General features: G+C 34.9%; 15 protein-coding genes and 1 other annotated feature. All 15 genes read right to left on the bottom strand.

All coding sequences use genetic code 11. From position 1 onward, the window contains the following. On the bottom strand, positions 1 to 131 hold a 131-nt coding region (locus tag ACYUCG_RS14860), incomplete at its 3' end, for a GTP-binding protein (RefSeq protein WP_242983383.1). Between the two features lie 72 nt (positions 132 to 203). Beyond that, a complete protein-coding gene (gene fusA, locus ACYUCG_RS14855) occupies positions 204 to 2,270 on the bottom strand; it encodes an elongation factor G (protein ID WP_060795039.1) in 2,067 nt (688 codons plus the stop codon). 80 nt (positions 2,271 to 2,350) lie between these two features. Continuing rightward, complete coding sequence (gene rpsG, locus ACYUCG_RS14850) at positions 2,351 to 2,821, bottom strand: 30S ribosomal protein S7 (RefSeq protein ID WP_003452182.1); 471 nt, start codon at positions 2,819 to 2,821, stop codon at positions 2,351 to 2,353. A 159-nt stretch (positions 2,822 to 2,980) separates the two neighbouring features. Then, the gene (gene rpsL / locus ACYUCG_RS14845; protein ID WP_003452165.1) at positions 2,981 to 3,361 is read right to left on the bottom strand and encodes a 30S ribosomal protein S12; all 381 of its coding nucleotides are present in this window, start codon (positions 3,359 to 3,361) and stop codon (positions 2,981 to 2,983) included. Positions 3,362 to 3,418: 57 nt separating this feature from the next. Then, entirely contained in the window at positions 3,419 to 3,658 is a 240-nt protein-coding gene (locus ACYUCG_RS14840; RefSeq protein ID WP_003452175.1) for a ribosomal L7Ae/L30e/S12e/Gadd45 family protein, read from the bottom strand. Positions 3,659 to 3,770: 112 nt separating this feature from the next. Then, the gene (gene rpoC / locus ACYUCG_RS14835) at positions 3,771 to 7,307 is read right to left on the bottom strand and encodes a DNA-directed RNA polymerase subunit beta' (protein WP_003460614.1); all 3,537 of its coding nucleotides are present in this window, start codon (positions 7,305 to 7,307) and stop codon (positions 3,771 to 3,773) included. Positions 7,308 to 7,386: 79 nt separating this feature from the next. Then, positions 7,387 to 11,091 carry a DNA-directed RNA polymerase subunit beta gene (gene rpoB, locus ACYUCG_RS14830; protein WP_003460611.1) on the bottom strand — a complete coding sequence of 1,235 codons (3,705 nt, stop codon included), beginning with the start codon at positions 11,089 to 11,091 and terminating at the stop codon, positions 7,387 to 7,389. A gap of 304 nt (positions 11,092 to 11,395) precedes the next feature. Continuing rightward, positions 11,396 to 11,761, bottom strand: a complete 366-nt coding sequence (rplL, locus tag ACYUCG_RS14825; protein WP_003452170.1) for a 50S ribosomal protein L7/L12 — start codon at positions 11,759 to 11,761, stop codon at positions 11,396 to 11,398. Between the two features lie 54 nt (positions 11,762 to 11,815). Next, positions 11,816 to 12,316, bottom strand: coding sequence for a 50S ribosomal protein L10 (rplJ, locus tag ACYUCG_RS14820; RefSeq protein WP_003452177.1), 501 nt, complete (start codon positions 12,314 to 12,316; stop codon positions 11,816 to 11,818). A gap of 34 nt (positions 12,317 to 12,350) precedes the next feature. Beyond that, positions 12,351 to 12,477 (bottom strand) — a sequence feature (ribosomal protein L10 leader region). Between the two features lie 55 nt (positions 12,478 to 12,532). Next, positions 12,533 to 13,222 carry a 50S ribosomal protein L1 gene (gene rplA / locus ACYUCG_RS14815; RefSeq protein WP_460268803.1) on the bottom strand — a complete coding sequence of 230 codons (690 nt, stop codon included), beginning with the start codon at positions 13,220 to 13,222 and terminating at the stop codon, positions 12,533 to 12,535. A 57-nt stretch (positions 13,223 to 13,279) separates the two neighbouring features. After that, on the bottom strand, positions 13,280 to 13,705 hold the full coding sequence (gene rplK / locus ACYUCG_RS14810; RefSeq protein ID WP_003452181.1) for a 50S ribosomal protein L11: 426 nt from the start codon (positions 13,703 to 13,705) through the stop codon (positions 13,280 to 13,282). A 74-nt stretch (positions 13,706 to 13,779) separates the two neighbouring features. Further along, positions 13,780 to 14,301, bottom strand: coding sequence for a transcription termination/antitermination protein NusG (nusG, locus tag ACYUCG_RS14805; protein ID WP_003452167.1), 522 nt, complete (start codon positions 14,299 to 14,301; stop codon positions 13,780 to 13,782). A 38-nt stretch (positions 14,302 to 14,339) separates the two neighbouring features. Next, positions 14,340 to 14,564 (bottom strand): preprotein translocase subunit SecE, encoded by a 225-nt coding sequence (gene secE, locus ACYUCG_RS14800; RefSeq protein WP_060795040.1) that lies wholly within the window; start codon positions 14,562 to 14,564, stop codon positions 14,340 to 14,342. Positions 14,565 to 14,618: 54 nt separating this feature from the next. Beyond that, positions 14,619 to 14,768 carry a 50S ribosomal protein L33 gene (rpmG, locus tag ACYUCG_RS14795; RefSeq protein WP_003482374.1) on the bottom strand — a complete coding sequence of 50 codons (150 nt, stop codon included), beginning with the start codon at positions 14,766 to 14,768 and terminating at the stop codon, positions 14,619 to 14,621. 182 nt (positions 14,769 to 14,950) lie between these two features. Beyond that, a partial coding sequence (locus ACYUCG_RS14790) for an EF-Tu C-terminal domain-related protein (protein WP_460268739.1) occupies positions 14,951 to 15,100 on the bottom strand: 150 nt, incomplete at its 5' end.

The raw sequence follows: 15,100 nt of genomic DNA, 5'->3' as shown, positions 1-15,100 counted from the left end.
GCTTCTGCTCCACCAGCTTGTGCTAAAACTGTTGTTATAGCTGCTGTTAAAGTTGTTTTACCGTGGTCTACGTGACCGATTGTTCCAATGTTAACGTGTGGTTTGCTTCTTTCAAATTTTGCTTTTGACATTGCAAATTCCTCCTTTAATTTAAAAATATTATATACATTTATATATTAAAGAAGCTTTAAAAGCTTCTTTAATTATTTATTTTTTTTACCTGCAACTTCTTCTTGGATGCTCTTAGGAACGTCATCATAGTGATCGAATTCCATTGCATAAGTTCCTCTACCTTGAGTTCTTGATCTTAATGCAGTTGCGTATCCAAACATTTCTGATAGTGGGATGAATGCTCTTATGATTTGTGCACCATTTCTTGAGTCCATTCCTTCCATTCTACCTCTTCTTGAGTTAACATCTCCTATAACGTCTCCCATGTACTCTTCTGGTACAGTGATTTCAACTTTCATTATAGGCTCAAGTAATACAGCATCAGCTTTAGCCATAGCGTTTTTGAATGCCATAGATCCAGCTATTTTGAATGCCATTTCAGATGAATCGACATCATGGTATGATCCGTCGAATAATCTTATTTTGAAGTTTATAACTGGGTATCCAGCTATTATACCACTTTCTGCAGCTTCTCTGATTCCGTTATCTACTGCTGGAATGTATTCTCTTGGAATAGCTCCTCCAACGATAGCATTTTCGAATTCATATTCGCCTTCAGTTGGTATCATTTCTATCTTACAGTGACCGTATTGTCCTCTACCACCAGATTGTCTAGCAAATTTAGCTTCTGCTTCAACAGCCTTTTTGATAGTTTCTTTGTAAGCAACTTGAGGAGCACCTACGTTACACTCAACTTTGAATTCTCTTTGTAATCTATCAACGATGATATCTAAGTGAAGCTCACCCATACCAGCTATGATAGTTTGACCTGTTTCTTGATCAGTCCAAGTTTTGAAAGTTGGATCCTCTTCAGCAAGCTTTGATAAAGCTATACCCATTTTTTCTTGACCAGCTTTTGTCTTTGGCTCGATAGCTATAGATATAACTGGCTCTGGGAATTCCATCTTTTCAAGTATTATTGGAGCTGCTTCTGTACATAAAGTATCTCCAGTAGTTGTGTTCTTAAGACCTATTACAGCTCCTAATTCAGCTGCTTCTAATGATTCAACTTCCTCTCTTGAGTTAGCGTGCATCTTAACAAGTCTTCCGATTCTTTCTTTTTTACCCTTAGTTGAGTTTAATACGTATGAACCGCTCTCTAAAACTCCTGAGTAAACTCTTGTGAATGCTAATCTTCCAACGAATGGGTCAGTAGCTATTTTGAATGCTAAAGCTGACATTGGAGCGTCATCTGAAGCTTCTCTAACTTCTTCTTCACCGTCTAAGTTAGTACCTTTAACAGCAGGTATATCTAATGGTGATGGTAAGTAATCAACAACACCATCGATCATTTGTTGAACACCTTTGTTTTTGTATGATGATCCACAGATAACTGGGATTATTTCATTGTTTATAGTAGCTTTTCTTAAAGCAACTTTTAATTCTTCAAGAGTTAATTCTTCACCTTCTAAGTATTTCATCATTAACTCTTCATCAGTTTCAGCTATAGCTTCGATCATAGCAGCTCTGTACTCTTCTGCTTTATCAGCTAAATCAGCTGGAACATCACTTACTTCTATATCTTTTCCTAAGTCATCTTTGAATATGATTGCTTTATTTGTTAATAAATCAACCATTCCTTGGAATTGATCTTCTTGACCTATTGGAATTTGGATTGCAACAGCATTAGCTTGTAATCTTTCTCTAACTGTGTTTATACAGTTGTAGTAGTCTGCTCCTGTAGCATCCATTTTGTTTACGTATATCATTCTTGGAACGCCGTACTTGTCTGCCTGTCTCCAAACAGTTTCAGTTTGTGGTTCAACTCCACTCTTAGCATCAAGAACAGTAACAGCTCCATCAAGAACTCTTAATGATCTTTCAACCTCAACTGTGAAGTCTACGTGTCCTGGAGTATCGATTATGTTTAATTCATAACCTTTCCAGAAACAAGTTGTAGCAGCAGAAGTTATTGTTATACCTCTTTCTTGCTCTTGAGCCATCCAGTCCATAGTTGAAGCTCCATCATGAGTTTCCCCTATTTTGTGGTTTCTTCCTGTATAGAAAAGAATACGCTCAGTAGTAGTTGTTTTACCAGCATCTATATGTGCCATTATTCCGAAGTTACGGAATTTTTCTAACGGATATTGTCTAGCCATTGTGACTCCTCCTCTCAACGTATAGTGTTTTTAAATTCAACAAAACTGTTTTGGCTTTTAGCCAAAACAGTTTCATTTTATTAATATCTGTAATGAGCAAATGCTTTATTAGCTTCAGCCATTTTGTGAGTATCTTCTCTCTTCTTAACAGCTGCTCCAGTATTGTTAGCTGCATCCATTAATTCTCCAGCTAATCTTTCTCTCATGTACTTCTCGCCTCTTTTTCTTGAAGCTGCAAGAAGCCATCTTAATCCTAAAGTCTGTCTTCTTTCAGGTCTTACTTCTATTGGAACTTGGTAGTTAGCACCACCTATTCTTCTAGCTTTAACCTCTAATAAAGGCATTATGTTGTTCATTGCTTCCTCAAAAACTTCCATAGCATCTCTGCCAGTTTTCTCATTGATTATTTGGAAAGCATCGTAGCATATTTTTTGTGCTACTCCTTTTTTACCATCTTCCATTACGTTATTTATTAACTTAGTAACAACTTTTGAATTGTACACTGGATCTGGTAATACATCTCTTTTTGCAATATGTCCTTTTCTTGGCACTTTTCTTCCCTCCTTAACAATTTTTGTTTAAGTTCATCGGTACTCGACACAACTTAATCGATTGTCGTAAAGTGCTTGCTTCATAATCTATATTTAAACTTCGAACAGTTATTTATCTAAACTTGAAGACATAGCACTTAAACTAAGTTTAAGCAATAATTATTTCTTTTGCTTTGGTTTCTTAGCACCGTACTTTGATCTTCCTTGCATTCTGTTAGCTACTCCAGCTGAGTCTAAAGCTCCTCTTACTATGTGGTATCTAACACCAGGAAGGTCTTTAACTCTTCCACCTCTTATAAGAACAACACTATGCTCTTGTAAGTTGTGGCCTACACCAGGAATGTAAGCTGTTACTTCGTATCCATTAGTTAATCTTACTCTGGCGATTTTTCTTAACGCTGAGTTAGGTTTCTTAGGAGTAGTTGTTTTAACTACAGTACAAACTCCTCTTTTTTGTGGACACTCTTTAAGAGCTGGTGCAGTTGATTTTGATGCTACTGTTTTTCTGCCTTTTCTTACTAATTGGCTTATAGTTGGCATACTTTCACCTCCTGATAAATTATTTAACTATCTATATAAATTTTAGATGTTAACACTCTAATCTAAGATTAATGCTACAGCTGATTTTACATCTATGCCACACATTTCCCCTAGAATTTTCATGTTTTTAACATGTTTTATTTCAATTCCACATTTTTCTGCTAATTCTACCAATGGAGTAACCATTTTATCGTTAGCATTTTTTGCAACATACAAAATTTTTCCTTCACCGTTTTTCATAGCTTTTGTGGACTGTTTTATGCCAATAACTTTTTTTCCTAAAAGTCTGTCTACCATAAGATTACCTCCATTGTAAATAATCATGTAGACAAGTTAATCCCTTAGTACTTTGCTAATCACACAAACTGTATTTTATCATCTAAGAATACTACTGTCAACAAAATTAATCTTATTCTTCAATCTCAATTATTGTTTCAGTCTCTTGATTACTGTTTTCAGTATTTAATTTTAATGATCTATACTTCATCATACCTGTACCTGCTGGAATTAACTTACCAATTATAACATTTTCTTTTAATCCAACAAGAGGATCAATTTTTCCTTTAATTGCTGCATCAGTAAGAACTCTTGTTGTTTCTTGGAATGATGCTGCTGATAAGAAACTATCTGTAGCAAGAGCTGCTTTAGTAATACCAAGAAGAACTATATCTCCTTGAGCTTTTTCTCCTCCAAAACTTTCAACTCTTTCATTTTCAGCTCTGAAATCGAACATATCAATCATTACACCTGGTAATAAATTAGTATCACCTTGCTCTGTTACTTTTATCTTTCTAGTCATTTGTCTAACTACAACCTCTAAGTGCTTATCGTTGATATCAACCCCTTGAAGTCTGTAAACTTTTTGAACTTCTGAAAGTAAGTATTCTCTTGCACCATCAACACCCTTAATGCTCATGATATCATGTGGGTTAACTGAACCTTCTGTTATTTCATCTCCAGCTCCAATAGCTATACCATCTTTAACTTTTAATCTTGATCCAAATGGTATGTCATAGCTATATTCTTCTCCTGAATCAGTAACAACATAAACTGTTCTCTTCTTCTTAGTTTCTTCTATTCTTACAGTACCTGCAACTTCACTTACAATTGCTAATCCTTTTGGTTTTCTTGCTTCGAATAACTCTTCAACCCTTGGAAGACCTTGAGTTATATCTGCTCCAGCAACTCCACCTGTATGGAATGTTCTCATTGTAAGCTGTGTTCCTGGTTCTCCGATTGACTGAGCAGCTACGATACCAACAGCTTCACCAATATTAATTTTATATGATGTTGCCATGTTCATACCATAACACTTAGTACATACTCCAACCTTAGAATCACATGTAAATACTGATCTTATTTTTACTTTTTGAATTCCAGTGTCAGCTATTTTTTCAGCTAAAATTGGATCCATGTAAGTATCTTTTGCAGCTAAAAGCTCTCCAGTTTCTGGATGGAAAACATCTTCTGCAGTATATCTTCCTGTTAATCTTTCAGCTAATTGTTCAACTACTTCTGAACCTTCTTTTATTTCTTCAACGTAAATACCATTTTGAGTTCCACAGTCGTGTTCTCTTACTATAACATCTTGGCTTACGTCAACAAGTCTTCTTGTTAAGTAACCTGAGTCAGCAGTCTTAAGTGCTGTATCGGCGTTACCTTTTCTAGCTCCGTGAGTAGATATGAAGTACTCTAATACGTCAAGACCTTCTCTAAATGATGCTCTGATTGGTAACTCGATGATTTTACCTGATGGACTCGCCATAAGTCCTCTCATACCAGCTAACTGTTTGATCTGTGACTTAGATCCTCTGGCTCCTGAGTCTGCCATCATGAATATTGGGTTAAATTTATCCAAGCTATTCATTAATGTATCCGCAACTTCCTCAGTAGTCTCAGTCCATTTTTCTATAACTCTTTCATATCTTTCATCTTCAGATATAAGACCTCTTCTATACATTTTTTCGATCTTATCTACAGTTTCATCAGCTTCTTTTAATAGCTCATATTTCTTTTGAGGAACTATCATATCTGAAGCAGCAACTGTAACAGCTCCAATTGATGAATAATGATATCCTGTTGCTTTTATGTTATCAAGCATTATTGAAGTCTTAGTTGGACCATGCTTTAAGTAACATTTATCTATTATTTTTCCTAATGACTTTTTAGTTATTAAGAAATCTATTTCTAAATTGAACATTTCTTCAGGATTTTCTCTATTTACAAAACCTAAGTCTTGAGGTATACATTCATTGAATATTATAAATCCTGGAGTTGTTTTGATTATTCCTGACTTAAGCTCTCCGTCTATTTCTTTAGTAACTTTAACGTTAATCTTAGCATGAATATCAACTTCTTTTAGTTGGTAAGCCATTATTACTTCATCAAATGATGCGAAATATTTTCCTTCACCTTTAGCTCCGTCTTTATCCATTGTTAAGTAATATGAACCAAGAACCATATCCTGAGTAGGTACACAAACTGGTCTACCATCAGAAGGTTTCATTATATTACCTGCTGCAAGCATTAAGAATCTAGCTTCTGCTTGAGCTTCAACTGATAAAGGTACGTGAACAGCCATTTGGTCTCCATCGAAGTCAGCGTTGTATGCTGTACATACAAGTGGATGAAGTTTTATAGCTCTACCTTCAACTAATACTGGTTGGAATGCTTGAATACCTAGTCTATGTAGAGTAGGTGCTCTGTTTAGTAATACTGGATGGTCTGCTATAACTTCTTCAAGTACATCCCATACTTGTGGCATTACTCTTTCAACCATTCTCTTAGCACTCTTTATGTTATGAGCAACTCCGTCTTCAACTAATTTCTTCATAACGAAAGGCTTGAATAATTCTAAAGCCATTTCTTTTGGAAGACCACATTGATACATTTTTAATTCAGGACCAACAACGATAACTGATCTTCCTGAATAGTCAACCCTCTTACCAAGAAGGTTTTGTCTGAATCTTCCTTGCTTACCTTTAAGCATATCTGATAATGATTTAAGAGGTCTGTTTCCAGGACCAGTTACAGGTCTTCCTCTTCTACCGTTATCTATTAAAGCATCTACAGCCTCTTGAAGCATTCTCTTTTCGTTTCTAACTATTATGTCAGGAGCGCCAAGATCTAATAACTTCTTAAGTCTGTTATTTCTATTTATAACTCTTCTGTATAAATCATTTAAATCTGAAGTAGCAAATCTACCTCCATCTAATTGAACCATAGGTCTTAAATCAGGTGGTATAACTGGTATTACATCTACTACCATCCATTCAGGTTTATTTCCTGATGATTTGAATGATTCTACAACTTCTAATCTTCTTATTATTCTAACTTTCTTTTGACCTGTGCTTTGCTTTAATTCTTCTTTAAGTTCAGCAGCAGTTCTTTCTAAGTCTATTTCTGATAATAAAGTTTTTATAGCTTCTGCACCCATTCCAGCTACAAAGCTCTCTTCACCATATTTGTCACACGCTTCTCTATATTCTTTCTCATTAAGAAGTTGTTTCTTTAATAATGAAGTTTCTTTTGGATCTATAACTATATATGATGCAAAATATAGAACTTTTTCTAAAGCTCTTGGTGACATATCAAGGATTAATCCCATTCTTGAAGGTATTCCTTTGAAATACCATATATGAGATACTGGCGCAGCTAATTCAATGTGAGCCATTCTCTCTCTTCTAACTTTAGATTTAGTTACTTCAACACCACATCTGTCACATACAATACCTTTATATCTAACTCTTTTGTATTTTCCACAGTGACATTCCCAGTCTTTTATAGGTCCGAATATTCTTTCACAGAATAATCCGTCTCTCTCAGGTTTTAACGTTCTATAGTTAATAGTTTCAGGTTTCTTTACTTCTCCTCTAGACCACTCTCTAATTTGTTCTGGAGATGCTAACCCGATTTGTAAAGCATCAAAATTATTTAATTCGAACAAGGGTGTGTCCTCCCTTCATAGTTTAATGTGAATTTTTAAGTATCCCCTTACTCTCATGAGCAAGGGAACACTTTATATCCTAGTTAAAATCATCTTCTATGTCTAAATCACTTGTGAAGTCTAATAAGTCTATGTTTTCATAGTCTATTTCTTCATCAATTTCTTCTGCTGGGATGTATGCTTCCCCTTTTTCCTCTTTAGCTTCTTCTGTTGTTGAATCTTCAGTACCTTCCATGTTAACTTCTAATACTTCAATTTCATCATCATCTTCAGCTAATTCTTTGAATTTAACTTCTTGGTTATTATCATTTAAAACTTTAACGTCTAAGCATAAAGCTTGAAGTTCTTTAATAAGAACCTTAAATGATTCTGGCACTCCTGGTTCAGGAATGTTTTCACCTTTAACAATAGCTTCGTAAGTTTTAACTCTACCTACAACATCATCTGACTTAACAGTAAGTATTTCTTGAAGAGTATGAGCAGCACCGTATGCTTCTAATGCCCAAACCTCCATCTCTCCGAATCTTTGTCCTCCGAATTGTGCCTTACCACCAAGCGGCTGTTGAGTTACTAATGAGTAAGGTCCTGTTGATCTAGCATGGATCTTATCATCAACTAAGTGAGCAAGTTTTAAGATGTACATGATACCAACTGTTACTTCGTTATCAAACTCTTCACCAGTTCTACCATCTCTTAAAACTGTTTTTCCGTTTCTATTGTATCCTGCTTTTTCTAAGCAATCTTCTATATCAGTCTCTGTAGCACCATCAAATACTGGTGTAGCAATGTGCCATCCTAATGCACTTGCAGCCCATCCTAAGTGAACCTCTAATACCTGACCGATGTTCATACGAGATGGAACCCCTAGTGGGTTTAAGCATATTTGAAGTGGTCTACCATCTGGTAAGAATGGCATATCTTCTTCTGGTAATACTCTTGAGATAACCCCTTTGTTACCATGACGACCAGCCATCTTATCTCCAACAGATATTTTTCTCTTTTGAGCAATGTAACATCTTACAAGTTCATTAACTCCTGGTGATAAATCATCTCCATTTTCTCTTGTAAATACTTTTACATCTACTATTATACCAGCTTCCCCGTGTGGAACTCTTAAAGAAGTATCTCTAACTTCTCTAGCTTTTTCACCGAAGATAGCTCTTAATAATCTTTCTTCAGCAGTAAGCTCAGTTTCTCCTTTTGGTGTTACTTTACCAACAAGAATATCTCCTGATCTTACCTCAGCACCGATTCTGATTATCCCTCTTTCATCTATATCTTTTAAAGCATCCTCACTTACGTTTGGAATATCTCTAGTTATTTCTTCTGGTCCTAATTTAGTGTCTCTAGCTTCGCATTCATATTCTTCTATATGGATTGATGTAAATACGTCTTCTCTAACTAACTCTTCTGAGATAAGCATAGCATCCTCGTAGTTATATCCTTCCCAAGTAATGAATCCCATTCTTATGTTTTTACCTAAAGCTATTTCTCCTAAATCAGTTGAAGGTCCATCTGCTAATACTTCACCTTTAAGTACCCAGTCACCTTTAGCCACTATTGGTCTTTGGTTTATACAAGTACCTTGGTTACTTCTCTTGAATTTAAGAAGTCTATAAGTATCAACACCACCATCTAATTCTCTCTTAACTCTTACTTCGTTAGCACTTACATAAACTACTTCACCAGCATTTTTAGCTTTAGGAAGAACCCCTGAATCTACAGCTGCTTTGTATTCTATTCCAGTACCAACTATTGGAGCATATGGTTTTAATAAAGGAACTGCTTGACGTTGCATGTTTGATCCCATTAGGGCTCTTGATGCGTCGTCGTTCTCTAAGAAAGGTATCATTGCTGTTGCAACAGATACTAGCTGTCTTGGAGAAACGTCCATTAAGTCAACATCCTTACTTGGAACTACTAATACCTCACCTTTATCTCTAACAGTTACTTTCTTATCAATAAAGCATCCATTTTCGTCTAATGGTTCATTAGCCTGAGCTACTAGGTATTGGTCTTCCTCATCTGCAGTAAAGTATCTTATTTCACCAGTTACTCTACCTTCTGCTTTATCTACAACTCTATAAGGAGTTTCAATAAAGCCATACTCATTAACTTTAGCATATGTAGCTAATGAGTTTATAAGACCTATGTTTGGTCCCTCTGGAGTCTCGATAGGACACATTCTACCATAATGAGAGTGGTGAACGTCTCTAACTTCGAAACCAGCTCTTTCTCTTGAAAGACCTCCTGGTCCAAGAGCTGATAATCTTCTCTTATGAGTTAACTCAGATAATGGGTTTGTTTGATCCATGAACTGTGATAACTGTGAGCTTCCAAAGAACTCTTTTATAGCTGCTGCTACTGGTCTTATATTGATTAATTGTTGTGGTGTTATAGCTTCTTGATCTTGAATAGTCATTCTCTCTTTAACTACTCTTTCCATTCTTGATAAACCAATTCTAAATTGATTTTGTAAAAGCTCACCAACACTTCTTAATCTTCTGTTTCCTAAGTGGTCTATATCATCAACATATCCAATATTATAAGCTAAGCCAATTTGGTAACTTATTGTAGCGAATATATCATCTTTGATGATGTGCTTAGGAATAAGTCTTGTCATATTCTTTTTGATTTCTTCTTTTATAGTTTCTTCATCAGAATAGTTATCTAAGATCTCTCTTAATGTTGGGTAGTGAACTAATTCTCTGATATTTAAATCTGATATATCAAAGTCCACACACTTATGTATATCTACAAAGTGGTTACCAATAATTCTAATTACTCTGTCTTCAACTAAAACATCAACTGAATTTATTCCTCTATTTTGAATTTCTTCAGCATTAGCTCTTGATATTTTTTCACCTTTTGCAACTAAAACTTCACCAGTTAATTTATCTACTATATCTTCTGCTGCTATTTGGTTAGCTATTCTTAAACCAATTGCAAGTTTTTTGTTAAACTTGTATCTACCAACTCTTGATAAGTCGTATCTCTTAGCATCGAAGAATAAAGAATCTATTAAACTAATTGCACTATCAACTGTAGGTGGTTCACCTGGTCTTAATCTCTTATAGATTTCTAATAATGCTTCTTCTTTAGTCTTAGTATTATCTTTTTCTATTGTAGCTTTGAATCTTTCTTCTTCACCAAAATACTCAAGAAGTTCTTGATCGCTTCCAAAGCCCATAGCTCTTCCTAGTATACTTATAGGAAGTTTTCTTGTTTTATCTATTCTTACATAGATAACATCATTTGAATCTGTTTCATACTCTAACCATGCACCTCTGTTAGGTATTACTGTTGCAGAGAACAGTTTTTTACCAGTTTTATCTACATTATAATTGTAGTAAACACCTGGTGATCTTACTAACTGAGAAACAATAACTCTTTCGGCACCATTGATTATAAAAGTTCCTTGCTCTGTCATTAATGGGAAATCTCCCATAAATACCTCTTGTTCTTTTATTTCTCCAGTTTCTTTGTTTTGAAGTCTTACAGCTACTTTTAGCGGTGCAGCATAAGTAGTGTCTCTTTCTTTACACTCTTCAACTGAATATTTTATGTTATCCATATCTAGAGTGTACCCTACAAACTCAAGTACAAGATTTCCAGTAAAGTTTGAGATAGGATTAATATCATCAAAAACTTCATAAAGTCCTGCATCTAAAAACCATTTGTAAGAATCTAATTGAATTTCAATTAGGTTTGGCATTTCAGCCACGTCTTTGACTTTTGCAAAGCTCATTCTCGTTCTTTTTCCAACTTGGACAGGATGTACCATCAACTTTCACCCCTTGTATAAACTAAAATAGCCAAAAGCATACTTTCCCTAAGGACCTATGCTTTCGGATTACATACAATATCATCTTTTTAGTATACCCATTTTTTAATGTAGTATACATAAAATTCATATTCAACTTTATACTATTACACAATAGTACATTTACTTATGGTATCATAGGCAATACCCGTTGTCAATATTCTAAAAAAATTTACTTTAAATTATTTTTTACGCCCAATCTCTTGAGTTAAAAAAAAGAGGCACTACTAAGTACCTCTTTTAATATTTTAAAATTAAGCTTTAATTACTTAAGCTCTACTTCAGCTCCAACTTCAGCTAATTTAGCTTTCATGTCTTCAGCTTCTTCTTTAGCTACAGCTTCTTTTAATGTTTTAGGAGCTCCATCAACTATTTCTTTAGCTTCTTTTAATCCTAAACCAGTTAATTCTCTAACTGCTTTGATTACTTTTATTTTGTTTGCACCAGCATTAGTTAATACTACGTCAAACTCTGATTTTTCTTCTGCAGCAGCACCTGCAGCAGCTCCGCCTACAACAGCAACTGGAGCAGCAGCGCTTACTCCGAATTCTTCTTCACAAGCTTTAACTAACTCGTTTAATTCTAAAACACTCATTTCTTTTATAGCTTCTATGATTTGCTCTTTTGTCATGATTCGCACCTCCGAAATTTTCTTTCCTGTTTTTTAAATTTTTATTTTTATTAATTATTCAGCAGATTCTTCTTTTTTGTCTGCTATTGCACTTAATAAGTATGCAAAGTTTGATAGTGGTGACTTGATACTTCCAAGAAGTTTTGCAAGTAACACTTCTCTTGAAGGTATAGCAGCAAGTTGTTCAGTTTGCTCTTTGTTGTAAACTGTTCCTTCTACTATAGCAGCTTTTAACTCAAGCTTTTTGTTTTCCTTAGCGAAATCATTAAGGATTCTAGCTGGAGCAGTAGCATCTTCGTAACCGAAAGCTATTGAAACTGGACCTTCTAAGTATTCAACTATTCCATCAAAACCTAATTCTTTTGCAGCTAGAGTAACTAGTGTGTTTTTGTAAACTTTGTACTCAACACCTGCTTCTCTTAAGCTCTTTCTTAAGTTTGTATCTTGTTCTACTGTTAAACCTTGGTAGCTAGCAAGTACAACTGATTGAGCTTTTTCTAATTTCTCTTTTATCTCTGCAACTTTAGCTTCTTTTAATTGTCTGTTTTTGTTCACTGTGTCCACCTCCTCACAGTTTAGTTAACTGCTTTATATAATAAGAAAAGTCTTCCCGTAGACATAGGAAGACTATTATATACACTATAATTGCCCTCGGTAGGTTGTTCTACGTTATGCCTTTCAGCACCTACTGTCTACGGAAACTTTCATTCACTTTTTCAACAAAAATTATTTTAACATGCACTTAAACTTATGTCAAGCACTTTATTAAAATTAATCTAAAACTTTAGCTGGGTTAACTTTAGCTCCAGGTCCCATAGTAGCTGAAACCGAAACTGATTTTAAGTATTGTCCTTTAGCAGCAGCTGGTTTAGCTTTTATTAAAGCATCCATTAAAGCTTTGAAGTTTTCAACTAACTTCTCAGTTCCGAAAGATTTCTTTCCTATTGGGCAGTGAACTATAGCAGTCTTATCTACTCTATATTCAACTTTACCTGCTTTGATTTCTTTTATAGCGTTAGCTACGTCAAATGTAACTGTTCCTGATTTTGGGTTTGGCATTAAACCTTTTGGTCCTAATACTCTACCTAATCTACCAACTACACCCATCATATCTGGAGTAGCAACAACTACATCATAATCAAACCAGTTTTCACCTTGAATTTTTTGTACTAATTCGTCAGCTCCAACGAAATCTGCTCCTGCAGCTTCAGCTTCTTTAGCTTTCTCACCTTTAGCGAAAACTAAAACTTTAACATCTTTACCAGTTCCGTGTGGAAGAACAACAGCTCCTCTAACTTGTTGGTCAGCATGTCTTGGGTCTACACCTAATCTTACGTGTAATTCGATAGTTTCATCGAACTTAGCTTTTGCAGTTTTAACAGCAAGCTCTAAAGCTTCTGCTGGAGTATATAATGCATTTTTATCTATTAATTTTGAACTTTCAATATATTTCTTTCCCATTAATATAATCCTCCTTTGTGGTATTAGCGGTTTTTACCTCCCACCGATTTGAATAAATTATTCTACTACTACTACACCCATACTTCTAGCAGTACCTTCGATCATGCTCATTGCAGTTTCGATTGTTGCAGCATTTAAGTCTGGCATTTTTAATTCAGCAATTTTTCTTATTTGCTCTTTAGTGATGTTTCCAACTTTAGTTCTGTTTGGAACACCTGATCCACTTTCTAAGCCTAATTCTTTCTTTATAAGAACTGCAGCTGGTGGAGTTTTTAATATGAAGCTGAATGATCTGTCTTGATATACAGTTATTACAACTGGTATTATTAAGCCAGCTTTATCAGCAGTCTTTGCGTTGAATTCTTTACAGAATCCCATTATGTTTACACCGTGTTGACCTAAAGCTGGTCCTACTGGTGGTGCTGGTGTTGCTTTTCCTGCAGGAAGTTGAAGTTTTATCATTCCTGTTACTTTCTTAGCCATGAGTTTATTCCTCCTATACTGTGGTAATTATCGGACTTCCGCCCTCCCACTTGATCGAGACGTTAGTCTGATTTTTAATCTAATTTTTCTACTTGATTAAAATCTAGTTCAGCTAGAGTTTCTCTACCGAACATATCTACTAAGGCTTTTATTTTGCCTTTTTCAACATTTATTTCTTGGATTATAGCAGCAAAACCACTTAAAGCTCCTGAAATAATGTTTATAGTTTCTCCTACCTCCAAGTCGATATCCATAGCAGTTTTCATTACTCCCATAGATTCTACCTCTTCATCGGTAAGTGGTACAGGTTTTGACCCTGGACCTACAAATCCAGTTACTCCTCTTGTATTTCTTACGACATACCAAGATTCATCTGTCATAACCATGTTTACTATAACATATCCTGGGAATTTTTTCTTTAAAGTAACTTTTATCTTACCATCTTTTTCTTCTGCACTCTCTTCCATAGGAACTTGAATGTCTAAGATTAAAGATTCTAAGTTTCTGTTCTCTATAGTCTTCTCAAGATTTGCTTTAACTTTATTTTCGTATCCTGAATATGTGTGTACTACGTACCATCTAGCTCTATCACTCATATCATACCGGTGAATAAAATCACCAAACCTCCTTTATATTATTTAAGTCCAAACACTAACTCAAAGAGGTTCTTAAATACAAAATCCATTACTCCTATTAAAGCAATAGATATTACAGTAAATACAATTACTGCAACAATGGCCTTTTTAGCTTCTTCTTTTGGTGGCCAAGTTATTCTTTTGATTTCAGCCTTAACCCCTCTAAAGAACTTTGTTATACCAAAGCCTCTGCTTTGTTCATTTACATTTTGCTTTGCAGCCATAAATTCACATCCTTAACACCATAATAATGTATTAGAATTTTTCTATCCAAAACACTACTTAGTTTCTCTGTGAAGAGTATGAGTCTTACAGAATTTGCAGTATTTTTTCATCTCTATTCTATTAGGATCGTTTTTCTTGTTTTTCATAGTGTTGTAGTTTCTTTGCTTGCACTCAGTACATGCTAAAGTTACTTTTACTCTCACGTTCAGCACCTCCAGTTTTGTTGTATATTAAAAGTAGTTCTATCTACCAATACACTGCTAGTTAATTACTAAAATACATTATCATAAATATACACAAGTGTCAACAAACGTTGGCTATGTAAAGGACTAGGTTATTTAACCCAGTCCTTATTATGATAAACTATATGTTGTTTTGCTTAAAACTACTCGATTATTGAAGTAACAACTCCTGAACCTACAGTTCTTCCACCTTCTCTGATAGCGAATCTTAATCCTTCATCCATAGCGATTTCTGTGATTAATTCAACTTCCATGTCGATGTGGTCTCCAGGCATAACCATTTCCATTCCTTC

The organism is Clostridium sp. CTA-17, assembly GCF_054767895.1.
The sequence above is the reverse complement of the archived record's forward strand: the minus strand, read 5'-3'. Positions and strand labels throughout refer to the sequence as shown.